Raw genomic sequence first — 22511 nt, 5'->3', positions numbered from 1 at the left:
AAAAATGATGAATGAGGAATTATTAATGCCCGGATTTCTACTTCGTCGAAATGACAAACTTGATGGAAAGTGTTGTTGTGAAAGTTTGAGAGGGCTTTACTTTGACAAGCTCAGTACAGAATTCGAGTGGAGACTACAAATGAAAAGAAAAAAGCAGAGGTTAGTTACTCTGCTTGTCTTTATTATAAATGGTAGTCAAAAATTCTGCATAAGATTTTTCTAAACCAATAATGTCGCCACTTTTTAAATTTAAACCTCCTACTCCAGTTTCATCTGATTTTACTTTTGCTGCTGAAATCTGGAAATAATGATTCGAACTACTTTCTTTTGGCTGAACTTTTATCGTAGAACCTAAAAGTTTTTTAGTAGAAATGGTGTAAACTTCACCCGGAATCGTTTTTAATCTCAGGTAAGATCTTGGAGAGATTATATAGTCTTTTTTATTCAGGGCTATTTTCTGGTCTTTTTCCGAAGATGCGAACAGATACAAATATCCGGTTTGGTCTGATAATTTTTCTTTTGGCAAAAAATATAAACTCAGCCTATAATTTGCCGGATTAAAATTCTGTAAAGAACCGTCAACATTTTCGAAAGGTTTTAATGTAAATGTATTTGCCCCGATTTCCTTTGCCTTCTTATATATTAATGAAAAAACTTCATCATCATATTTTGAGAAACCCTGAACTTCAACTTCTCCTAAATACTCGGCTTCTTTTACTTCTTCATTTATTCTATACAAGGTCTTATCCGTATTTTCATTTGTTTTTTCAACTTTCGTTAAATACACATTTTGTGCATTAAAAAAATGAATCAAAAAGACAAAAACAGCGATTATTATTTTTTTCATTCTATATATATTATTGTGCAAGGATATTTACACATTCTTCCAGACTGTTTTCCCAGTGTTTGGGTTCGATTTTATAAACTTCCTCAATTTTATCCAGACACATTGTACTTCTTTTCGGTCTTTTTGCCGGAGTTGGGTATTGTTCGGTCGTTAATTGATTCAATTTAATTTTAGATTTTGAAAATTCGGCAATTTTTTCAGCGAACTCAAACCAAGTTGTTTCCGGATAGTTTGAGAAATGAAAAACTCCGAAAGTTTTTTGCGGAGCTTCGATGATATTCATTATCGCTTCTGCCAAATCGTTCGCATTGGTTGGCTGCCCAAACTGATCTCCCACAATTCCCAGCTCGTCTTTTTGAGAGAAAAGATTCAGCATTGTCTTCACAAAGTTTTTATTAAACTCAGAATACAACCAAGAAGTTCTTAAAATAATTGTATTTGGATTTATTTCTAAAGCCAGCTCTTCTCCTTTCAGCTTTGATTCGCCATAAACTCCGATCGGACTTGTGAAGTCATCTTCAGAATAACATAAATTCGTTTCACCGTCAAAAACATAATCCGTAGAAACATGAATTAAAGTCGTTTTAAAATCCATACAGCCCTGAGCAAGATTGGCAACACCTTCCGCATTTACAGCAAATGCTTTTTCTTTTTCTTTTTCTGCAAGGTCGACTGCAGTGTAAGCTGATGCGTTGATACAAAAATCCGGTTTATTTTCTGAAAAGAAATTATTTACCTGATCTGCATTTGTAATATCTAAAGTTTGAGAATCTGTAAAAATAAATTCGTAATCCAGTTCAAAATCCGGAGCAATTTTCCTGATGCAATTTCCTAATTGTCCGTTTGCTCCTACTACTAGTATTTTTTTCATGAATTTTTTGCGTTTTGTGATCTTAAAAATTTAACTCTCGACTGGAAATCTTTCTGTTCCAAATCTACATAAAATTTGTTGAATGTTCCTTTGATATCTTCCGGATGTACTTCCGATTTTCTTGTCTTAATATTAAAATAAATAACCGTCACCCACAACACGGCATGAATTGTTTTTTCATCCAAGCTTTTCATTAAAATTTCCACTTTTGCCGTTCTTTCTCCAACTTCGATGGTTTTGCTGCTGATAACAACCGAGGTATTGTATCTTACTTCTTTTAAATAAGCAATTTCGTTTTGAATTGCGATCCATGTACAGCCTGTCAACTTTGTGTATTCTTCATACGTGAAACCATAAAATGTTTCTACATGATCTTCTCTGGCGTTGAACATATAATCCAGATATTTCACATTATTTAAATGCCCAATCGGATCACAGTCGCTGAATCTGACCTTAACCGTGGTTGATACTTCTCTTTCCATTTTGCAAAAATAAAAAAACCACCCCGATGAGAGGTGGTTATTTTATAAATGTTTGTTAATTTCTAAAAATTATTGAACACCTAGTTCTTTTTTCACAGCTGGAGTTGCATCAGGACCACCTTTGAATACAAAAGCAGAAGAGTTAGCATCCATGATATAGTCATATCCGTTTGCTTTAGCAACTTTAGAAACTGCTTCGTTTAATTTCTTCTCGATTGGTTCGTAAGCTAAGTCTTGTTTAGCAACAAAATCTTTTTGAGCTTTGTCGTTCATTTGCTGGATTTCTTCCTGCATTTTTGCTAATTCACCTTCTCTGGCTTTGTTTTCTTCAGCAGATTTCTTAGGAGCTTCTTCAGAATACAGCTTTAATTTTGCTTGTCCAGCATCAGCTTTTTTCTTGATTTCAGCTTGTTTAGTATCTAAGAAAGCTTTAAGATCAGTATCGGCTTTTTTCTTTTCAGGCATTGCATTAAGAACACCTATAACGTCTAAAGTAGCAATTTTTTGAGCTTTTGCCATACCTACCGATACAACCATCATTACCGCTGCAAATAATACACTTAATTTTTTCATAATTGGTAAATAAATAATTTAATTTGTTTTTAGATCTGTAAATTTAATAAAAGTTAAACTTTTATTTTTTGGTCTTAGTTTTTTCTTTTTTATCGGTATCCTTTAATAAGATATCTAATACTTTATCTGAATAATCGAATCTTTTTTGAAGAAACAAGACATTGTTGCTAGTATTATCAAGAACTATGCCCACTCCGTTTTTCTCAGCCATCGTTTTGATTGCACCCCAGATCTGATCCTGGAAAGGCTGTACTAAATTCGTTCTCAGTTTTTTAATCTCACCCGTTGCTCCGAAACGTAAACTTGTAGTGGTTTTGATATTTTTTTCCAAATCCATTACTTCTTTTTCTCTAAGCTTCAACTGATCACCAATTAAAAGCACTTTTTCACTTTCAAAAGCAGATCTTTTACGCTCATATTCCGACTGCAAATTCTGGAGTTCCGATTGCCAAGTGTCAATCTGCGCATTTAGTCTTGCTTCCGCTTCTTTATATTGAGGCATTTTATTCAAAATATAATCGGTATCGACAACACCCACTTTCTGAGCATTACTTAAACCGAAAAGCAAGAATAATACGAACGAGAAAAAAATTCTAAAGTTTTTCATATTGTGGATTATAATGATTGGTTCATCAAGAAATGTGTCTTCCATCCAGAAGGCTCAGTTCCTGTAACTGTTTTGTCGAATCCGTAAGCGAAATCAAATCCAATTAAACCAAATGCTCCCATATAAACTCTTACCCCAACACCTAATGATCTTTTCAACTGGAATGGATTATAAGTTCCCCAAGAATTCCACACGTTACCTCCTTCAGCAAACGTTAATGCATAAATTTTTGCAGTTTGGTTTAATGAAATCGGGTATCTTAATTCTAACGTAAATCTGTTATAAATAGTACCTCCACCTGTTGGAGTAATATCTTCAGAAGTTCCTCCGTATGTAGAAGCATTTTCATAACCTCTTAACGGAATCAATTCTCTACCATCGTATCTACCACCGAATAAACCGGTACCTCCCACATAGAATCTTTCAAATGGCGGAGCTCCCAATTTAGAATTATATCCATCCATGAACCCCATTTCAGCAGAAGATCTTAAAACTAATTTTCCAACAATCTCGTTGTAAACATCAGCCTTGAACTTTACTTTGTAGAATTCCATCCACTTATATTTTTCCGTAGGACTCATTGTAGAGTAATCTTTGTTACTAAACGCTGAATAAGGAAGTGTGAATTTCACCGATAGATCCAAATTTGAGCCTGTTGTCGGGAAAATCGGGTCGATACCTGCAGAGTTTCTGCTTAAACCTAAGTTGATACTTAAGTTATTTGCTGTACCATAATATTCTGTAGTTCCTCCGAAATCGAAAGGATAGTTTTTAAAGTCGTACTTCTGATATTGAAGACCAGTGTATAATGAGAAATAATCATCCGGCCATTTCAATAATCTGTTTAAACCAACTGAAGCAGAGAAAATATTCAACTTCTGAGAAGCGCCGTAAGCATCAGAATATTTTACTCTAGAGTTGTTTAAACTTACAGAAAGTGCTGTTGGTCTTGTTCCAAATAACCAAGGTTCAGTGAATGAAACTCCGTAATTTTGGAAATATTGTCCTGCCTGAGCCTGAAGAGATAGAGTTTGTCCATCACCTTGAGGAACAGGTTTAAAGTCTTTAAATTTAAGGAAGTTCTTTAATGAGAAGTTGTTGAAAGTTAATCCTAAAGTTCCGATGAAACTGTTACCACCGTAACCAGCCTGCAACTGAACCTGAGAAGAACCTTTCTCAACCAATTTCCAATTAATATCTACCGTATTATCCTGTTGATTCGGCTGAATCTCTTGTCCAACTTGTTGTGGATCAAAGAATGACATCCCCGCCAAATCGAAATACGTTCTCTTAATATCACTTTTAGCAAAAAGGTTTCCCGGCTTAGTTCTTAAAGCTCTAAGAATTACGTGGTCATGAGTCGTTGTATTACCTTCCCAAGTTACTCTGTTCCAAGTTGCTTTTTCACCTTCGTTGATACGGATTTCAAGGTTGATTTTGTCTCCGTTCACCGATTTTTCAACAGGAGTTACATTTGAGAAAAGGTAACCGTTGTTCATGTATACAGACTTGATATCAGAATCATCTTCTTTACCTCCGTCTTCACCTACTTTTTTGTTGAAACCTACTGCATCGTAGATTTCACCTTTTTTATATCCTAAAAGTCTTTGTAGATAATCTGTCGCAAAAACTGTATTTCCGGTAAATGTAATATCACCAATGTAATATTGCTTACCTTCTTTCAGTTTTACATCGATCTGATAATTATTTCTTTTATTTCTCCAAACCGAATCAGAAACAATCGCAGCATCTCTATATCCCATAGAGTTGTAGTAATTGATAAGATTTTGCTTGTCTTCCTGATATTTATCCTCAATAAATTTTGAAGATTTTAAAATACCACCGATACCGAATCTTTTCTGTTTAGTTTCTTTAAAAGCTTTTTTTCTAAGTTTTCTGTCGGAAACAGCTTCATTTCCTTCGAATTCTATATGATCGATCTTTACTCTTTTGCCCTTATCAACATTAATAGTCCAGTCAACTAAATTAGGATCACCCGCATTTACTTTATCCTGAATCGTGATTTTAGCATCTGCAAATCCTTTTTTAACAAAATCTTTAGGGACATTTGTTTTAAGACTTGAAACTAAATTTTGAGTAATTTTAGTTCCCGGCTTCAGATTGTTATCTTTAGCCATCTTTTCGTTTTTAGATTTACCAATCCCTTTACCTGTGAATTTCACTTCACCAAGGTCTTTCAGATCCTGTAAGTAAAATTTTAAGATAATCGTCTCGCCTTCAATACTCTGAACATATACCTCTACCTCAGAAAAGGATTGAGTATCCCAAAGTTTTTTTACAGCGTTACTGATTTTCTGCCCCGGAATATCTACAGTTTCTCCTTTGGATAAACCTGTAAATCTTAAAATCTGAGCCGGCGTATATTTTTTAACCCCATCTACAACGATGTCTTTCAATGTATATGTTCCTGCTTGGTTTTCTGCGTGTACAGAATTGCTCACCTGTGTGCTGTCCTGTGGAGTTACCTGTCCATAAAAATGTGCAGAAGCAACAAACATAATGATGGGTAATAGTCTAAACTTCATTTTATCGTAGTCTTTCTTTTCTTAAAATTTACTGGATCTTTATTTGTTCTCCGGTCATCCCGAATCTTCTTTCCTTGTTTTGATAATCAACAATACACTGAAAGAAAATATCTTTTGTAAAATCCGGCCATAGAACATCTAAAAACTGCAGTTCCGCATAAGCGATCTGCCAAAGTAGGAAATTACTGATTCTTATTTCACCACTTGTTCTGATTAATAAATCAACGGGTGGAAAATCTTTAGTATACAGATAGTTTTCGAATAATTTTTCATCAATATTCTCGACATCTACTTTACCTTCCTTTACGTCCTCGCTAATACTTTTTACGGCATTCAGTATTTCATTTTGCGAACCATAACTGATCGCCAATACCAAATTCCCTTTTGTGTTTTCTTTTGTTAATTCCACCACTCTAAGGAGTTGGTCTTTTACAAGTGACGGTAATTTTTCAAGATTACCAATCACATGCATTCTTAACCCTTTACTGAAAATTTCTTCTGCCTCGAGCAATAAAGTTTCTACAAGTAAATTCATTAAAGTATTTACTTCTTCCGCAGGACGACTCCAGTTTTCCGAAGAAAAGGTATAAAGCGTTAAGTATGGAATATGTATTTCATTACATGCATTAATGGCATTCCTTACTGCATCAATGGCATTCTTGTGACCGAAAGTTCTTTGCTCGCCACGAGATTTTGCCCACCTCCCATTACCATCCATGATGATAGCAACATGTTTTGGTAAATTCTCAGGATCTATTTTATCTTTTATCAATGACATATTAATCACAATAGCATGGAGGTCTTCCGAATGAATACGTCAAGCCTAAGCTTACGGTGTTCATCCAATCTTTAGACTTAAGATCTCCAACATTTCTTTGTCCTGTAAGTGCTGCTTCTCTTTCTTTAGATACAACATAATAAGCATCTGACTGAAGTAGAGAGCCTCCCGTAATAGGACTTAAAATATCCGCATTATAGGTAGATACTACATCTTTACTCAAAATCTTGCTATAATCCAGCTGATCTGTCAGAGTATATCTAAATGTAGCTTCTGCAAAAATCGCCCAGCTATAATTAAATTTATATTTTAAACCTACCCCAAAAGGAATATGCATCGTTGTCTTTTTCCCCGTAGTGTAAACCGGTGTAGTTGTAAAGTCGAGTTCATTAATAGGAGCCTGAGCAACACCATCTGCATCTCTTCTAAAGTCATTCACCATAGTCGCTTTCGGAGCATCAAACATTAAAGCACCTACCCCACCAAATATATATGGGCTCAACATACCTTTCTGCTCATTATTTACAGGAAAGAAATTATATTCGAATACTAAACTTGCTTCATAAACATTGTTCTTTCCGTAAGCATTTCTGTTTTGCCTGTATTCTTCTTTAGCAACTTTATCACTAAACTGAATTTGATTGTATCCTAGATCTAACCTTACTGTCTGATGAGGATTAAAATTAAACCTATATAAAATACCTCCATAAAACGGAACTCCCCAGTCCGACGCTTTACTTAAATCCAATGGCTTCTGTAAAATATAATTCGTTCTCCCTATATCCCCAACTAGGTTACTCATACCTAGACGAACTCCAAGTTCGTTTCTTTGAGCTTTAACACTTACCACAGTTCCTAGGGCGGCAAGGAAGCTAAACAATAATTTTCTATTCATAAAAGAATATGGATTTATGGTTATTTTAAAATTTAATTTTTGCAAATATAAAACATTTTTATATTAATGATAATCTTAATGTTTAGTTAAAAATAAACAAAAAAACATAATTTGTTATAAAGTAAACGATAAACTCGCTAAATTATTCTTTTTTTAATAGAATCAAAATTATCATTCATATAATAAACCCCCATTAAATGAGGGCTTAAATGTATTATTTTTTATTGAATATTGACTGCACTTTATTCCTAATTCTTATCAACAATGGTTCTTTATAGTTTTTATCCTCATCAAAATAGCCATACCCGTAGCCGTAACCATAGCCGTAACCGTAGCCATAACCGTATCCCTGCTTTGTGTTATAGTCATTATAAACAAGTCCTAAATGATCTATTTCTCCATTATGATATTTCTCAGTGATCATTTTCAGCATATATTTTTCTGTGTATTCATGACGAACAACATAAATATTTGCATCCGAATACTTCATTAATTCATAAGAATCTGCCACCAAACCTACCGGTGGAGAATCAATAATGATAAAATCATACAGTTTTTTTAGATCTTCAATGAACTTAATATTTTTATCACTCATCAAAAGTTCTGATGGATTCGGCGGAATAGGTCCCGAAGTTGCCACATCAAGGTTGGGTATTCTTGTCTTATTAATAATCTGGTCTATTCCTACTTCCCCCGTAAGATAATTCGAAATTCCGTACTTATTATCAATTTTAAAATCTCCGAAAATTTTAGGCTTTCTTAAGTCCATTCCCAAAAGAATCGTCTTTTTATCACTTAAACCAAGAACTGAGGCTAAGTTGATAGAAACATATGTCTTTCCTTCACCACCGATGGAAGAAGTCACTAAAATAACTTTACTACCATCATTTTCACCGGATAAGAACCTTACATTCGCTCTGATTCCTCTAAATGCTTCAGAAACCGAAGATTTAGGCTGATCCAGAACTGTAAGCATATTTTCATTGCTATTATTTCCAATTACGCCAAGTAACGGAATTTTAGTAGCGTTAAGCAATTCTTTAATGCTTCTGATCTTACTGTCAAGAAATTCTCCTATTAAAATAAATAGTAGCGGCAAAACTAACAGACCTGCGATAATACCTGCTTTTGTTGCTTGTACATTTGGACCGATCGGAGGTTGTCCCACATTTTTAGCAGGGTCAATCACGCTGATATCAGACTGATTTGCAGCCATTCTCAATTGCGTTTCGTTCTGTCTCCCCAACAAACTGTTATAAGTTGCCTCAATCATGTTATATCCTCTTTCAGCATCCAGATATTTCCTTTCTTTTTCAGGATAAGTGGCTAAATCTGCATTCGCATCATTTACTTGTTGATTTATTTTATTAATTTCAGAATAATATCCTGAATAATAATTCCTTAGCGCACCATTTGAACTCATTTTAGCTTCATCAATCAATCTGTTGATCTCTTTCATAGGTTCAGAATTCGGCTTATAAATCAAAGCCATTTCCCTTCTTTTAAGATAAAGTGCCTTTAATTCTGAAACAGATGCAGTAAACAAACCATCCTGGAAACCAGCCGCTGTTGTACTGATCATTTTTTCAAAATTCTGAGCTTCAATACTTTGTCTTATTTGATCTAATGAAGTTAATTTACTTTCAATATCTGCTCTTTTAGCCTCTAAATCTTTAATTTTAGATAAAGATTTTTCATCTCTGTCCTTAATATCATAAAGCTTTTCATTGGTTTTCATAAAATTCAAGACATCCGCGCTTGAATCTAATTTTTTTCTGATTTTATCAAGATTTTCCTGTAAATAAATGTCTGTATTTTTATCAACAGTTATTTTATCTGCAAGCCTTTTCTTTTGAAGCTGGCTAACGGACATATTCAGAAAATTTACAGTGCTATTAAGATTATATCCTTTTTTAGAAATAATCATAATGGTATTAATTTCTTTATCAAAATCCACTCCTATTGTAGAAACAATATCATTAACAGCCTGATTGACAGTACTTAGATAAACAATAATGTTATTCAATTTAATCTTTGGAGCAACAGGATTTGAAACTAATCTAAATCTTAAATTCGGAGATGTATACCACTCTCCTATCTTTATAACTTTATTAGCCGGTCTTTCAAAAGGATTAATAGTAGAAAATCCTTCTACCTGATAGCTGTATAAATTTGTCGACTGCCCCTCTTCAGGCAAAACAACTTCATAAGTATTCTTACTTTTAGGGATCAAAGTAATCGGATAATCAACCTGTTGAGGAGATTTTTTATCAATCTGTAAGAAAACAGGAGAATCATCCTTATCCAAATAAGTAGATTTTATAACTCCTTTTGTAGAATAATTTACAAAAAGATCTAATTCCTTCACCAAAAACTCGTTATGAGTTCTTGATAAAAGCATTTTCTTCAGATACACCCCATCCTGATTTCCTCCTTGTCCCCAAATGAAATTAATCGACTGGGTTGGAGTAAAATAACTCGATGTATTATTAGATATACTTAATGATAAATTGGATGCATAAATATTTTGCGCATAATATTTACTATAAACCCAAGAGATTCCATAGCCAATAAAAAGCATCAAAACAAACCAGTACCAATTTCTTAAAACTCTTCTTAAAAAATGTTCAATATCAAACAGAGCGAAAGAACCGTATTTTTCCTTTTGAGAATCAGCCTTCTCTACCTTAGCGTCTTTTTCTGGAATCATGATATTAAAGGTTTTTTAGAAGTAGATAAATTGATAAAGCCGTCGTAATCACTGAAACTCCAGTCGTTAAAGTCTGAATAGGATCTTTTCCGAATCCGTTCAAGCTCTTTGCTCTTGTATTCAGGTAAATTTCGTCACCATTTTGCACGTAATAATATGGGGAATTCATTACATCTTCTCTGGTAAGATCTATTCTTGCGATTTTTATTCCTTCAGGTAATTTTCTGTGGATAACAATATTTTTTCTGTCAACAGTTCTGTTTAAACCTCCACTGATAGCGAGAGCTTCAGTAATGGTAAGTGTATTTTTATGAACTACTTTTTCACCTGTAACACCGGTTGTTTCTACATCTCCTAAAACATAGAAAGTAATTCCGTTTGTATTTAATCTTACTTCAGATTTTCCTTCCTGGAAATTCTCATTTACTTTATCCTGAATCTCCTTAGTGATCTCATCAATTGTCCTGCCTTCAGCTTTTATAAATCCGATACCAAAAACATTGATATCGCCATTTGAATCCACTTTTAAGCCACTGAAATAAAAGACAACATTTCCTCCGGAATTTCCTCCGGTCGATGAAGCCATGCCGCCACCTCCATTGGCAACAACATTACTAGTAGACGCAACAGATGATCCTGAGGTGTTTAAAGAAGAGTAAAACTGTGCTGCATCTCCTTTTGGAGTTGTAACAATATTCAGGTTTAAAATATCATTCTTTGTAATTCTGTAAACAGGAATATTATAGGGAACTAAACCTTCTTCGTTAATTACAAGACTTTCATTTGGCTGCATGTATCGAACATCTTTCGTTGTGACACAAGAGGTTGTAATTAAAAAGGGTAATACTAAAAGGAATAAATACTTAAAATTCTTCATCATATTTTTCAAGTTGTTTGCAAAAATAAAGATTTAATTGATAGTCTTTTTATTATTTTTCAAAACATAGATAAAATCCGGAATATAAGCTCCTAAAAAGCCTAAGAATAAGATAATTACCAATAATAGATTAACATTTATATGTCTGAAATAATAAGCTACAGTAACTACAAAAAGATAATACATTATGATATAAAAGCTAGATCTTCTGTGCGTAAGATTCAGTTTTAAAAGTTTGTGATGTATATGATTTTTGTCTGCGTCAAAAGGCGACTTTTTGTTGGCAAGCCTTATGATAATTACGTTCAGGGTATCAACAATTGGTAAAATCAAAATAGCAACTGCCACAACGGGAGCAGACTGCAAATGATATCTCGGAATATCAGGGAGTTTTTTATCTATAAAAATATCAATAAAACAAATAGAAGTAAACGCCAGTAAAAATCCTAAAAGCATTGAGCCCGTATCTCCCATAAAAATCTTATTCGTCCTGTAATTCGACAAATTATAATACAAAAATGCCAGAACAGCTCCAATTATTATCGCCGATAAAACTACTAAAGGATAATTATATTCACCTAATCTATAATAGCTTATTCCAAAAAGTGCACTGCAAATCAAGGAATATCCTCCGGCAAGACCGTCAATTCCGTCAATTAAATTAAATGCATTAATAAGGATAATAAAAGTAATAACACTAAATAAGACACTCACAAAATAACTCATCTCATAAATACCGAAAATCCCGAAAAGACTTCGGATTCTGATGTCTGAACCTATAACGATTAATGCTGAAACAACAATCTGCGCCACCAATTTTTTATATGCTCTCATCACAACAATATCATCCATTACACCGATGTAAAGAAGAATAATCAGAGATGCAAATAAAAATTTATACAGATCAAAAAGCTCATAGGCAAAGACCGATGCACTAATTCCTATGGAATAAAAAATAGCAATACCCCCAAGATTAGGGATTTTCCGCAAGTGGGAACTTCTCACGCCCGGTTCATCCATTAAGTTTTTCCTTCTGGAAATCTTGATAATGGTAGGAACGGAAAAAAACGTGATTAGGAACGAGAATAAAAAACCCAGTCCTATTTTTACGTAAAAAATAGGAACACCAGATTGAGTTAAGAACAATTCAAAATTCTTCATTTTTTTCTATTCAAGTACTTTATGTTTCATTAAGAAAGGTTTTTTAAACTTCATCCTTAGTTTTCGCAATACCGAAACAATAGTACTTACATTTGTGTTTAAACTAATTTTCTTATCAATTTTTTCTGCCCTGCAAAAAACAACAGGTAAAACATCTTTTTTTTCAGTGGCAAAGATAACAGATAATTCTTATCAAAACGACTATAACTCAATATATCTTTCAATTTTAAGCCTCTTTCCTTCATGAAAAGCTCCAATTTTTCAGACATTTCATAAAAAATATTACCATCTTTTACAAAAGCCAGATATGCCAAAAATGAATAAACCCCCTCAAAAATCTGGAAATTTTTAAGTTCTTTATTTTTATGAGAATAATTTGAGTCTTTGAAATAATTTTCTACATCTTTTACGGCTTTCAAAATATCAAGACCTTTTTCTGTATGAGTTTTTGTGATAGAATCCGTACGTTCAAGATACTGATAATGATAATTTTGCGTCTGAGCAATTGTTTCACATTCCAATAAAAGCTGCGGAATTAATTGAATATCTTCAAAATGGACCCCTTTTTTAAATCTTTTACTCTCAAAAAGTTCTTTTTTAAACAATTTGTTACAGGCAAAATAACTTAAGTCAGAAAAAATCGAAAAGTTTTTTTCAAGATCAATTTTCTCGGGCATGTTGGGAATTTGCGTCAGTTTTTGCGTCACATTTCCATTTTGATCCACCTTTTGAATATTGCAGATTACCATTTTCGACCGGTATTTTTCCGCAAGGGTTGTCATTTCTTCAAACATCGTCGGAGTTACATAATCGTCGCTGTCTACAAAACCGATGTAATCTCCTGTTGCCCGATCGATCCCGAAATTTCGGGCATCACTTAAACCACCGTTTTCTTTATTAAAAGGTTTAATTTTTTCAGGATATTTTTGAGCATATCCCTGAATAATTTTTTCAGAATTGTCTTTACTTCCATCATTTACAACCAGAATTTCAATATTTTGATGGGTCTGATTAATCAAAGAATCAAGGCATTTTGCCAAATAATTTTCGACATTATAAACGGGAACAATGATGGAAACTTTTGAGGGAACGTTTGTCATACATTAAATTTTCGTCAGTCGTGCATTCAACCAGCCTTTTTTGGCTTCGTCGAAATCTTTCCTCGAACAGGGAATACAGTTTTCTATATTTTCATCATCTCCAAAATACCAAAGATTACTGAAAGTATCACGCTTGAAAGCATATTCCCTATCATCAACCAATACATAAAATACTTCGTAATGTCTTTCTTTGGGATGAGATCTCTGAATGTTGATCCCTTCCATCAGATACCAGATCATTTGTGCGAGAAGCTGGTGATTTAATTGATTTTCAGAATAAATATTATAATTAAAGATTCCTACAGATTTCAGATTTTCACTTAACCCGATTTCTTTCATATAGGCGCAGATTTCTCTTCTGTTCAATCCATTCACCTGCGGATTCATTGAAAAAGGCTCGCTGAAACTTTCGATTGCATCGCAATTTACCGTCACCAAATCTGCTTTTCTGAAAAAAGGTTCTGTTTTTTCGGTAGAATTCATCATTTCTGCCAATCGAATAATATCGAACTCAACTTCTTTGATTAACCTTACAGAATCGGCTTCATTTAAATGTTTCTGATACCCTAAATGATGATAATTTTTAATCGAAAAGTTTTTAGCGCCAAACATTTTACTTAAAAAAGTATGTTCATTAATCATTTCGCCTTGTTTAAGAGAAATAATATTGCTTATCTGAGTGTAATTAATACTTTTTGTATGGAAATTTAAAGCAGAAAAAAGTGAAAAAGCAAAGTCATTGGAACCTCCTACAATCACCGGGAGCGCTCTTTTGTAATGACAAGCCGACAACACTTCCTGTAAAATATAATGAGAATCCTGAACAGACTTCCCTGAAACCAAATCTCCCAGATCCACAATCGGAACTTCAAAATCCAGTTGTGAAAGTTTATAAAATTCTTTTCTGATATTCGTAAAATCCTGTACTTCCGCATCACCATTCGCTCCTCTGTAATCCGAAACAAACAGCAGAACAATGCTGTCTTCCTTTATATCTTTCGTGATCTGATTCCCGATTTGCCAATTTTCAGTCTTGAAATTTCTTGGGGATATGATAAAATCTTCAAAATTCATTCTCTCAATAAGTCTTAATGGATCAAAAGTATTAAAATTAAATTATTTACCACACATAAAAAAACCATTAACAGTGTTTGTTAATGACTTTGTATCATTATTTTAACATTATCCCTTTTCTACGGGTCCTTTTACGACTATACCACTTTAAACCTTACTGCTTTTAATCTCAAACACAAAAGTCGTCGAAGTTTCAAATTCGCCGCCTTGTGTTGCTCCAAATAAAAACTTAGGAGTTTCACCATCTTTATCTAATAAAAGCATTGGACGCTCCAGTCTTCCGAATCGGTTTAAATTTTTTGAAGGAGTTGGTTCATCAACATAACTTTTCATATTAAGATAGGCAACTTCGGGTTTCGTCCAATGAAGTCCGTCTTTTGTTGTTAAATGCAACCCATACTCATGATTAAAAAATCCCATGTCACGGGCAACCATGTGAAATTTTCCTTTCTGTTTCCAGATAAAAGCATCTTCCAACTGAACATTATTCGGCAATGATGAAAAATCAATGACAGGATTTTCAGACACTTTTATGTAAGGTCCCATCGGAGAATCTGCTTTTGCCAATCCGTATTTCCGGTTTCCTCGGATTGGCCCTTTCTGAGTTTCATATTCCTTGGTGTTCCAGGATTTATAAAACAGCCAATATTTTCCGTCATTTCCTTTTACAAAAGCTGGATTTGTCGTACAATGATCGTCCCAAGAACCTTCTTTTCCAGGAAGAAGTAATGGCTGATCAGGTCTTGTCCATTCTCCGTCAAGACTTTTCGAAGTAGCCAATCCGATTCTTTTGGTATTTGTTTTCCCATTGGAATTTCCCATAAAAAAAAGCAAATATTGGTCTTTTATTTTTTTAATTAAAGGATTGTGACAGGTTGTCGCATCCCAAAAACCTTCACCTCTTGGAGCTAAAATAACTTGTTTGTGCTCGAATTTATGAAAAGGGGAATCTGCTTCGGCACGACAGATTTCAGAACCATTGAGCCAACCACCCATTCCTTTTTCTTTTTTCCATCTGGAATAAAAAAGATGGACTTTCCCATCTTCACCCCAAACCGGAGAACTGCACCAGATATAGTAACCTTCCAAAGAAAATTGCCGCCCGATGGGTTTTAAATTAAAATAAGGCTTATCTTCTGAAGATAGTAAACTCGTAAATGATGATCCCAAAACCACAGCCGCGATTCCTAAAGCTGAAGTCTGTAAAAAATCTCTGCGTGTGAAAGGTTTGTTCATTCTATTTATTTGAAAGCTAATTTAATAGAAATAGAATCAAACAGTATCCTGCGGTTTCGGGTGTAATTCAGTCTTTTCGGTGAGTTGGGAAATAATTAGCAATAATGCTACAGCGATATTCCACTACTTCAAACTTCCCCACATTTCACTTTTAAAAAAAAATCTTAAAATAAATTTGCGAAACCGAAAAGTTGCACATATATTTGCAACTGATTGGTTTCATTAAAATAACTAAAACGATGCGAAGAGATATTTTTCAGGCAGTTGCAGACCCGACAAGACGAGCTATAATTGTCTTAATTGCCTCACAGGCAATGACGCCCAATGCCATTGCCGAAAACTTCAATACAACGCGACAAGCAGTTTCAAAACACTTACGCATTTTGGCAGAATGCGAACTTGTAAAACAAGAACAAAAAGGAAGAGAAATTTACTACTCGCTTGAGATCGACAAAATGAAAGAAATAGATAATTGGATGGAACAATTCAAAAAGATTTGGGAAACAAAATTCAACCAATTAGACAATTTATTATCAACAATTAAAAACCAGAAAAAATGAACAATTTATTATTTGATTTCACCGTTGACAAAGCAGCGAAAACGGTATTCATAGCACGAGAATTTGACGCAGAACTCTCACTTGTCTGGGACGCATTTACTAAACAAGAAATTCTTGACCAATGGTGGGCTCCCAAGCCTTTTGCATCCAAAACCAAATCCATGGACTTTAAAGTAGGAGGCAGAAGGTTTTACGCAATGGTGAACCCTGAAGGGCAAGAGATGTGGGCAATTCAGAAATATACCTCCATCACTCCACAAACGAATTTTAAATATTTGAATGCTTTTGCAGACAAAGATGAAAACATTCAACTCCCCGGTTCTGATTGGGATTTAACCTTTACCGAGCAAAACGGAATTACGAAAGTGAGTATTATTATTTATAACGACTCGCTTGAACGTATGGAAAAAATGATTGAAATGGGCTTCAAAGAAGGTTTCACAATGACATTAAATTCCTTAGAGGAACTATTGAAAAATTAAATAATATTTTATGAAAAAATTATTTAAAGGATTTAATGTCCAAAAATCGGTTTTTATATTTGCTGCGCTTTTTCTTACTGTATTTCAGTTTAAGGCACAACAGAGCAAACCTATCGAAAGCGGCTATGCTCCCGTAAATGGTATTAAAGTGTATTACGAGGTTTACGGAAAAGGAGAACCCATCGTTTTGCTGCATGGTGCTTTTTATAATATTAGCATGAATTGGGGTGAATTAATACCAGAATTGTCAAAAACAAGAAAAGTAATTGCACTTGAATTTCAAGGACATGGACACTCGCCTTTCTCAGACAGAAAACTGGATATAGTTACCCTTGCAAGTGATGTGGAAGGTGTAATGAAATATTTAAAAATTGACAGTGCTGATGTTGCAGGATTCAGTATGGGTGGCTCAGTAGCTTACCAATTGGCAATACAAAGTCCTAAACGGGTACGAAAATTAGTAATTATTTCTTCTACCTATAAAACCAGTGGTTGGCTGCCAACAGTAAACGGGGCTTTTAAAAATTTTAAACCTGATTTTTTCGACAACACTCCATTGAAAGCAGCGTACGATTCGATAGCACCAGACAAAACGAAATGGAGAAAGTTCGTACAGCAGATGATTGATTTTGCAGGAGTACCATTTGACTGCGGTGATGCTAATATTGCGAAGATGACTATGCCGGTACTGCTCATTTCGGGTGATAATGACGGGCTTGATAAAATTGAGCTGATGAAAACTTACCAACTACTTGGAGGTGGCGTATCTGATTTGGAATCCATGCCAAAATCCCACCTGGCTGTTGTTCCTTCACAGGGACATGTGAGTCTTATGATGCAAACGAAGGTAATATTAAACTATCTTGACGCTTTTTTAAAATAATATAACCATTTCAATTGAACCATAAATAAAAATGACAACATGAAAATTACAAATAAACTGACTGTTTTTAAAAACTACATAAGTACAAAACAATTTTGCAGGCGTTTTCTTCTGGTATTATTTCTTTTTAGTACTATTAATCATGTGCTAGCAATTCCTCCAGGTTTTACAACCAAGAATATAAAATTTCTAAGCGAAGGAGACTCGCTTTCCGGAACATTTTATAAGCCGGATCATATTTCTGCGGCAGTTGTAATAGTTCACGGATCCGGACAGGAGAAAAGAATGACAGAATTTGCAGCATTACTGGCTAAAAATGATATTGCCGTTTTCACTTACGACAAACGTGGTGTCGGAGAATCTGCCGGTACTTATGCAGGACCCGAAGTAGGAACCAATAATGTGGACGCCCAAAATCTTAATCTTTTATCTCTGGATGCGAGTACTGCAGTGAATGTGTTATCCAAATATTTATCAGACAATCAAATCCCAATAGGTTTAATTGGCGGAAGCCAAGCCGGATGGATTATTCCGCTGACTGCAGAAAAAAACAAGAAAGTTAAATTTATGGCTATATTTAGTGGAGCACTTATAACCGTAAAAGAACAACTTAGGTTTCAGTTTTACACCAACGGAAATTCAAATTTCTGGGATACACACACAGAAGAAGATGCACGCAAACACACAATGACTGACCCTGATAAATACGAGTTTATAGACACAGACCCAATAGATGTTCTTACCAAATTATCAATTCCGGGATTGTGGATTTATGGCGGAAAAGATATTCAGGTACCCGTAAATTTATCCATTGAGCATCTTAATACATTAAAATCCAAAGGCAAACATTATGAATATAAATTATTTCCAGCATTAGGACATAATACTGCATTCTCAAAAGATCAAGAGCCTATGAAGGATGCTATTAAATGGATGAAAAATATAAAGCAACAAAAACGCAGGTAAATGGTTTTACTTGGCTGTTTGCGCAGGACTCAACCTTTGTTCTTCGATGAACGTTAATACTAAGAATTACTTCGCCAATACTCAAAGCTGAAGTTTTTAAAAAACTCTTTGCGGGTGATATTTTTGCATACACTCATAGTATTGACTTAAAGCTAATGTAATGGCAACACCAAGATTGAGCACCTACGCTTTCTGGTTTAATTTGAATATCAGTGACTTTACCAAAAATTAATTATTTTTAATCCTTAAAACAGATAAATTCACAATGATAAGTAAAAAAAAATCAAGAATGAAAGCAAAAGTTCTATTTTTTACAGGACTAATTTTGTTAATCGTTTTGTTTTTATATTATAAAAATGACAATCCCTACGAAAACGTGATTTGGAAAAAAGATTATCCTGGAGCAACAGAACGATATGTAGAATTTACACCGTACTTAAAATCAAAAATTGAAATTAAAATTGGACCAACATTGGGTGCCGATTTAGGAAAATTGAGATTTGAAGATATTGATTCAGATGGAATTAAAGAAGCAATAATTGAAACCAAAAAAGGTTTTACCTTGGAAACCTCAATAACACCTGAAAGACATATTTTAAAATTTAAAAAAGATAAAAATGGAAATCCTAAATTTATATTATTGAAAAGTGAAATCTTAATAGAATAAAAACACTTCGTACAATGTTAAATGATTGTTTTTGTATTTCGAAAGCCTATCTGAATTCAAAGAAAGCCTCCGAAACATGTACATAATTTTTTATAAAAAACAATTTAATGATAAAAAAAACATTATTAGTAATAATCCTTATTTCAACATGGTCAAGTTGCAACTCTCAAACACTGAAAACCATAGAGCAATTTGAAAATAAACATCAAGATTGCTTAGATACTGGAATTAACATGAAAAACTGTTCGGCTAAATACTATAATCAATCCGATAGTTTATTAAATATTGTTTATAAAAAACTAAAAGCTAATTTAAATAGTACTGAGCAAACTAAACTAAAAAACGAGCAACTGTATTGGCTAAAAAAGAGAGATTCATATTTTAAAAAAGCATATTTAGAAGCTAAAAATGAAGGACCTTTTCCTGAACCTGACGATTTGGAAATGGTTTATCTTGATAAAAAGAGTAATTTCATAATGGATCGGGTAAAAGAATTAATAGCCCGATTTAGTTACCGATGATTAAAATCATATATGTAAAATCCCCTTCTGAAAATTTCAAAAGGGGGTTATATTTAAGTAAAAACTATTACTTTTTTGCTGTAGGTTTCTTAGCCGCAGGCTTTTTCACAGTTGTTGTCGCTTTTTTAGCTGTCGTGGCTTTCTTCGCAGCAGGCTTTTTCTTCTCAGCAAAAGCTTTCGGATCCTGATCGGTAATCCATTTTTTAACCTCATCAAGAGAAATATCTTTCAATTCTTCGCCTTCATATTTTGTATCATCGGCTTTCTTCGGAATTTTAAACATTGCTTTCCCGAATTTAACGAATGGGCCCCATCTTCCGTTTTCAATAGAAATTTTCTCTTTTTCCCACTGTTGAATGTATCGGTTGGCTTCTTTTTCAAGCTTAGCATCAATCAATTCATTGATGTCACTTTGAGAAAGATTTTCAAAATCATATTTCTTAGGAACATTCACAAAAATGCTTCTGTATTTGATGAAAGGTCCGAATCTTCCCGTTCCTTTTGTTACAGGTTCACCTTTGTAATTTGCAATTGGAGCGTCTGCAATTTTCTTTTCATTAATGATTTCTTCGGCACGTTTTTGATCTACAGAAAGTGGATCTTCACCTTTAGGAATACTGATATAAGTTTCACCCCATTTCACATAAGGTCCGAATCTTCCGACACCTACAGAAACCGGCTGTGCGTCAACTTCATTCAAATCAAAAGGAAGTCTGAACAATTCCAACGCTTCTTCAAAAGTAATAGTTGCTATATTTTGTCCGGACATTAATGATGCGAAAATTGGCTTTTCTTCATCTTCCGTCTCTCCAATTTGAATCATTGCTCCGAATCTTCCGATTCTTGCATGAACATTTTTTCCGGTTTTTGGATCAACTCCTAAAAGTCTGTCACCTGTTGCTCTGTCCGCATTCTCTTCTACATCTTCAATTCTCGGATGGAATTTTGAGTAGAAATCCGTCATCATTTCTTTCCATTTTTGCCCACCGTTTGCGATTTCGTCGAAGCTTTCTTCTACTCTCGCTGTGAATCCGTAATCTAAAATTTCCGTAAAATTATTGGTCAGGAAATCACTTACAACTTCACCGGTGTCCGTTGGAATGAATTTATTTTTATCCCCTCCGAATTTTTCGTCAAGAACTTCTTTTTTAATTTTATCTTTTACTAAAGACATTTTAACGATCTCACGAGTTTGCGGATCAATTTCGTGTTTGTCGACATATTCACGGTTTTGGATCGTCTGAATTGTCGGAGCATAAGTCGATGGACGACCGATTCCCAATTCTTCCAATTTTCTAACCAAACCAGCTTCAGTATATCTTGCACTTGGTCTTGTGAATTTTTCTGTTGCCGTGATTCTTTTATAGTCTAAAGCTTCTCCAACGCTTACTTTCGGAAGTAACTTTTCGTTGTTTTCTTCATCATCATCTTCAGTTTTAACGATTCCGTATGCTTTTAAGAAACCATCAAAAATGATAACCTCGCCTTGCGCTTCAAAGTTTTGGGGCAGTTTTGAGTTACCTATTTCGATTACTGTTTTCTCAATTTTAGCATTTGCCATCTGAGAAGCCAGTGTTCTTCTGTAAATTAATTGATATAATCTGTTTAACTGGGCATCACCGATACTTTTTACAGCAAAATCAGTCGGGCGGATCGCTTCGTGAGCTTCCTGCGCAGATGCCGATTTTGTTGTGTAATTTCTTGGTGAAGAATACTCTGCTCCGTATTCTGAAGTAATTTGTTTTTTAGCCCCTTCAATCGCTTCCTGAGATAGGTTTACCGAGTCGGTTCTCATATAGGTAATATAACCTTCTTCGTACAGTCTTTGTGCAAGACGCATTGTATTTGTCACATTATATCCTAATCTTGAAGAAGCTTCCTGCTGCAATGTTGATGTTGTGAAAGGTGCAGAAGCAGAACGTGTCCCCGGTTTTGTTTCAACATTTAAAACTTTAAACTCGGTAGTTTTTGCTAATTCTAAGAATTTTTCTGCGTCTTCTTCTTTTTCGAAGTCTTTTTTAAGCTTAGCAGCAATTTCCTGTCCGGTTCTGTTTAAGAAAATACCGTCTAATTTGAAACTCGCTTTCGGTTTAAAATCACGGATTTCTTTTTCTCTTTCAACAATTAATCTTACTGCAACCGACTGTACTCTTCCTGCTGATAATCCCGGTTTTACTTTTTTCCAAAGAACGGGTGACATTTCGAAACCTACGATTCTGTCTAAAACTCTTCTCGCCTGTTGAGCATTTACTAAGTTTTGGTCAATATCTCTGGGATTTTCGATCGCTTTTAGAATCGCATTTTTAGTAATCTCATGGAAAACAATTCTTTTTCTGTTTTCGGGTTTTAATTTCAATTCGTCCGCCAAGTGCCATGCAATAGCTTCTCCCTCGCGGTCTTCATCGGAAGCCAGCCAAACCATTTCGGCTTTTTTCACAGCGGCTTTCAATTCTGTTACCAGTTTTTTCTTATCCGCCGAAACTTCGTAATCCGGACTAAAAGTGGCAAGATCAATCCCCATTCCTTTTTTAGGCAAATCCCGGATGTGTCCGAAGCTGGATTTCACCTCGAAATCCTTGCCTAAATACTTCTGAATAGTTTTTGCTTTTGCCGGTGACTCGACGATTACTAAATTTTTCGACATTCTAAAAATTTTTGCAAAAGTAAAGTTTTTT

Annotated in this window: 21 protein-coding genes; 6 read left to right on the top strand and 15 right to left on the bottom strand. The window is 34.3% G+C overall.

Annotated features, from left to right (window positions below; genetic code table 11):
* Positions 1–160: 160 nt before the first annotated feature.
* The 14 genes from ABD745_RS19400 to ABD745_RS19335 form a co-directional block, all read right to left on the bottom strand.
* Positions 161–847: a hypothetical protein gene (locus ABD745_RS19400; protein WP_344834032.1), complete on the bottom strand. Its 687-nt coding sequence runs from the start codon at positions 845–847 to the stop codon at positions 161–163.
* A 10-nt stretch (positions 848–857) separates the two neighbouring features.
* Positions 858–1718, bottom strand: a complete 861-nt coding sequence (gene rfbD, locus ABD745_RS19395; RefSeq protein WP_344834028.1) for a dTDP-4-dehydrorhamnose reductase — start codon at positions 1716–1718, stop codon at positions 858–860.
* Positions 1715–2200, bottom strand: coding sequence for a thioesterase family protein (locus tag ABD745_RS19390; protein ID WP_047398572.1), 486 nt, complete (start codon positions 2198–2200; stop codon positions 1715–1717). The genes rfbD and ABD745_RS19390 overlap by 4 nt, the downstream gene beginning before the upstream one ends.
* 69 nt (positions 2201–2269) lie before the next feature.
* Entirely contained in the window at positions 2270–2773 is a 504-nt protein-coding gene (locus tag ABD745_RS19385; protein WP_047398573.1) for an OmpH family outer membrane protein, read from the bottom strand.
* Between the two features lie 61 nt (positions 2774–2834).
* Entirely contained in the window at positions 2835–3380 is a 546-nt protein-coding gene (locus ABD745_RS19380) for an OmpH/Skp family outer membrane protein (RefSeq protein ID WP_344834022.1), read from the bottom strand.
* Between the two features lie 8 nt (positions 3381–3388).
* Positions 3389–5926 (bottom strand): outer membrane protein assembly factor BamA, encoded by a 2538-nt coding sequence (gene bamA / locus ABD745_RS19375; RefSeq protein ID WP_344834020.1) that lies wholly within the window; start codon positions 5924–5926, stop codon positions 3389–3391.
* Positions 5927–5954: 28 nt separating this feature from the next.
* The gene (gene uppS / locus ABD745_RS19370) at positions 5955–6704 is read right to left on the bottom strand and encodes an undecaprenyl pyrophosphate synthase (RefSeq protein ID WP_344834017.1); all 750 of its coding nucleotides are present in this window, start codon (positions 6702–6704) and stop codon (positions 5955–5957) included.
* A 1-nt stretch (position 6705) separates the two neighbouring features.
* Positions 6706–7599, bottom strand: coding sequence for a type IX secretion system protein PorG (gene porG, locus ABD745_RS19365; protein ID WP_047398576.1), 894 nt, complete (start codon positions 7597–7599; stop codon positions 6706–6708).
* 214 nt (positions 7600–7813) lie between these two features.
* A complete protein-coding gene (locus ABD745_RS19360; protein WP_344834011.1) occupies positions 7814–10309 on the bottom strand; it encodes an exopolysaccharide transport family protein in 2496 nt (831 codons plus the stop codon).
* A gap of 4 nt (positions 10310–10313) precedes the next feature.
* Entirely contained in the window at positions 10314–11186 is an 873-nt protein-coding gene (locus tag ABD745_RS19355) for a polysaccharide biosynthesis/export family protein (RefSeq protein WP_425549813.1), read from the bottom strand.
* Positions 11187–11219: 33 nt separating this feature from the next.
* On the bottom strand, positions 11220–12347 hold the full coding sequence (locus tag ABD745_RS19350; RefSeq protein WP_344834005.1) for a glycosyltransferase family 4 protein: 1128 nt from the start codon (positions 12345–12347) through the stop codon (positions 11220–11222).
* A 98-nt stretch (positions 12348–12445) separates the two neighbouring features.
* Positions 12446–13447 carry a glycosyltransferase family 2 protein gene (locus tag ABD745_RS19345; RefSeq protein WP_344834002.1) on the bottom strand — a complete coding sequence of 334 codons (1002 nt, stop codon included), beginning with the start codon at positions 13445–13447 and terminating at the stop codon, positions 12446–12448.
* A gap of 3 nt (positions 13448–13450) precedes the next feature.
* Positions 13451–14521: a formimidoylglutamase gene (locus tag ABD745_RS19340; RefSeq protein WP_344833999.1), complete on the bottom strand. Its 1071-nt coding sequence runs from the start codon at positions 14519–14521 to the stop codon at positions 13451–13453.
* Between the two features lie 147 nt (positions 14522–14668).
* Complete coding sequence (locus ABD745_RS19335) at positions 14669–15757, bottom strand: glycoside hydrolase family protein (RefSeq protein WP_344833996.1); 1089 nt, start codon at positions 15755–15757, stop codon at positions 14669–14671.
* 239 nt (positions 15758–15996) lie between these two features.
* Between ABD745_RS19335 and ABD745_RS19330 the strand changes: the two genes are divergently transcribed.
* The 6 genes from ABD745_RS19330 to ABD745_RS19305 all read left to right on the top strand — a co-directional run bounded on the left by ABD745_RS19330 (position 15997) and on the right by ABD745_RS19305 (position 19836).
* Positions 15997–16317, top strand: coding sequence for an ArsR/SmtB family transcription factor (locus ABD745_RS19330; RefSeq protein ID WP_344833993.1), 321 nt, complete (start codon positions 15997–15999; stop codon positions 16315–16317).
* Positions 16314–16799 (top strand): SRPBCC family protein, encoded by a 486-nt coding sequence (locus tag ABD745_RS19325; protein WP_344833991.1) that lies wholly within the window; start codon positions 16314–16316, stop codon positions 16797–16799. The genes ABD745_RS19330 and ABD745_RS19325 overlap by 4 nt, the downstream gene beginning before the upstream one ends.
* Before the next feature lie 148 nt (positions 16800–16947).
* Positions 16948–17682, top strand: coding sequence for an alpha/beta fold hydrolase (locus ABD745_RS19320; RefSeq protein WP_344833988.1), 735 nt, complete (start codon positions 16948–16950; stop codon positions 17680–17682).
* A gap of 39 nt (positions 17683–17721) precedes the next feature.
* Positions 17722–18648, top strand: a complete 927-nt coding sequence (locus ABD745_RS19315) for an alpha/beta hydrolase family protein (RefSeq protein ID WP_344833985.1) — start codon at positions 17722–17724, stop codon at positions 18646–18648.
* Positions 18649–18937: 289 nt separating this feature from the next.
* Positions 18938–19315 (top strand): hypothetical protein, encoded by a 378-nt coding sequence (locus tag ABD745_RS19310; protein WP_344833982.1) that lies wholly within the window; start codon positions 18938–18940, stop codon positions 19313–19315.
* Positions 19316–19422: 107 nt separating this feature from the next.
* Complete coding sequence (locus ABD745_RS19305) at positions 19423–19836, top strand: lysozyme inhibitor LprI family protein (RefSeq protein ID WP_344833980.1); 414 nt, start codon at positions 19423–19425, stop codon at positions 19834–19836.
* Positions 19837–19903: 67 nt separating this feature from the next.
* On the opposite strand, the gene topA is transcribed toward ABD745_RS19305, so the two are convergent.
* Positions 19904–22480: a type I DNA topoisomerase gene (topA, locus tag ABD745_RS19300; protein WP_344833977.1), complete on the bottom strand. Its 2577-nt coding sequence runs from the start codon at positions 22478–22480 to the stop codon at positions 19904–19906.
* Positions 22481–22511 lie beyond the last annotated feature (31 nt).

Source organism: Chryseobacterium ginsenosidimutans, from assembly GCF_039536845.1.
GTDB lineage: Bacteria > Bacteroidota > Bacteroidia > Flavobacteriales > Weeksellaceae > Chryseobacterium > Chryseobacterium ginsenosidimutans_B.
The sequence above is the reverse complement of the archived record's forward strand: the minus strand, read 5'-3'. Positions and strand labels throughout refer to the sequence as shown.

What these genes read in the sequence shown, in the direction of transcription:
- ABD745_RS19310 (WP_344833982.1), top strand. Translation starts at nt 18,938, where the DNA reads ATGAAAGCAAAAGTTCTATTTTTTACAGGACTAATTTTGTTAATCGTT.
- ABD745_RS19340 (WP_344833999.1), bottom strand. Translation starts at nt 14,521, where the DNA reads ATGAATTTTGAAGATTTTATCATATCCCCAAGAAATTTCAAGACTGAA.
- ABD745_RS19335 (WP_344833996.1), bottom strand. Translation starts at nt 15,757, where the DNA reads ATGAACAAACCTTTCACACGCAGAGATTTTTTACAGACTTCAGCTTTA.
- ABD745_RS19390 (WP_047398572.1), bottom strand. Translation starts at nt 2,200, where the DNA reads ATGGAAAGAGAAGTATCAACCACGGTTAAGGTCAGATTCAGCGACTGT.
- ABD745_RS19315 (WP_344833985.1), top strand. Translation starts at nt 17,722, where the DNA reads ATGAAAATTACAAATAAACTGACTGTTTTTAAAAACTACATAAGTACA.
- rfbD (WP_344834028.1), bottom strand. Translation starts at nt 1,718, where the DNA reads ATGAAAAAAATACTAGTAGTAGGAGCAAACGGACAATTAGGAAATTGC.
- bamA (WP_344834020.1), bottom strand. Translation starts at nt 5,926, where the DNA reads ATGAAGTTTAGACTATTACCCATCATTATGTTTGTTGCTTCTGCACAT.
- ABD745_RS19400 (WP_344834032.1), bottom strand. Translation starts at nt 847, where the DNA reads ATGAAAAAAATAATAATCGCTGTTTTTGTCTTTTTGATTCATTTTTTT.
- ABD745_RS19330 (WP_344833993.1), top strand. Translation starts at nt 15,997, where the DNA reads ATGCGAAGAGATATTTTTCAGGCAGTTGCAGACCCGACAAGACGAGCT.
- ABD745_RS19380 (WP_344834022.1), bottom strand. Translation starts at nt 3,380, where the DNA reads ATGAAAAACTTTAGAATTTTTTTCTCGTTCGTATTATTCTTGCTTTTC.
- ABD745_RS19360 (WP_344834011.1), bottom strand. Translation starts at nt 10,309, where the DNA reads ATGATTCCAGAAAAAGACGCTAAGGTAGAGAAGGCTGATTCTCAAAAG.
- ABD745_RS19385 (WP_047398573.1), bottom strand. Translation starts at nt 2,773, where the DNA reads ATGAAAAAATTAAGTGTATTATTTGCAGCGGTAATGATGGTTGTATCG.
- ABD745_RS19325 (WP_344833991.1), top strand. Translation starts at nt 16,314, where the DNA reads ATGAACAATTTATTATTTGATTTCACCGTTGACAAAGCAGCGAAAACG.
- uppS (WP_344834017.1), bottom strand. Translation starts at nt 6,704, where the DNA reads ATGTCATTGATAAAAGATAAAATAGATCCTGAGAATTTACCAAAACAT.
- ABD745_RS19305 (WP_344833980.1), top strand. Translation starts at nt 19,423, where the DNA reads ATGATAAAAAAAACATTATTAGTAATAATCCTTATTTCAACATGGTCA.
- ABD745_RS19355 (WP_425549813.1), bottom strand. Translation starts at nt 11,186, where the DNA reads ATGAAGAATTTTAAGTATTTATTCCTTTTAGTATTACCCTTTTTAATT.
- ABD745_RS19345 (WP_344834002.1), bottom strand. Translation starts at nt 13,447, where the DNA reads ATGACAAACGTTCCCTCAAAAGTTTCCATCATTGTTCCCGTTTATAAT.
- topA (WP_344833977.1), bottom strand. Translation starts at nt 22,480, where the DNA reads ATGTCGAAAAATTTAGTAATCGTCGAGTCACCGGCAAAAGCAAAAACT.
- ABD745_RS19350 (WP_344834005.1), bottom strand. Translation starts at nt 12,347, where the DNA reads ATGAAGAATTTTGAATTGTTCTTAACTCAATCTGGTGTTCCTATTTTT.
- porG (WP_047398576.1), bottom strand. Translation starts at nt 7,599, where the DNA reads ATGAATAGAAAATTATTGTTTAGCTTCCTTGCCGCCCTAGGAACTGTG.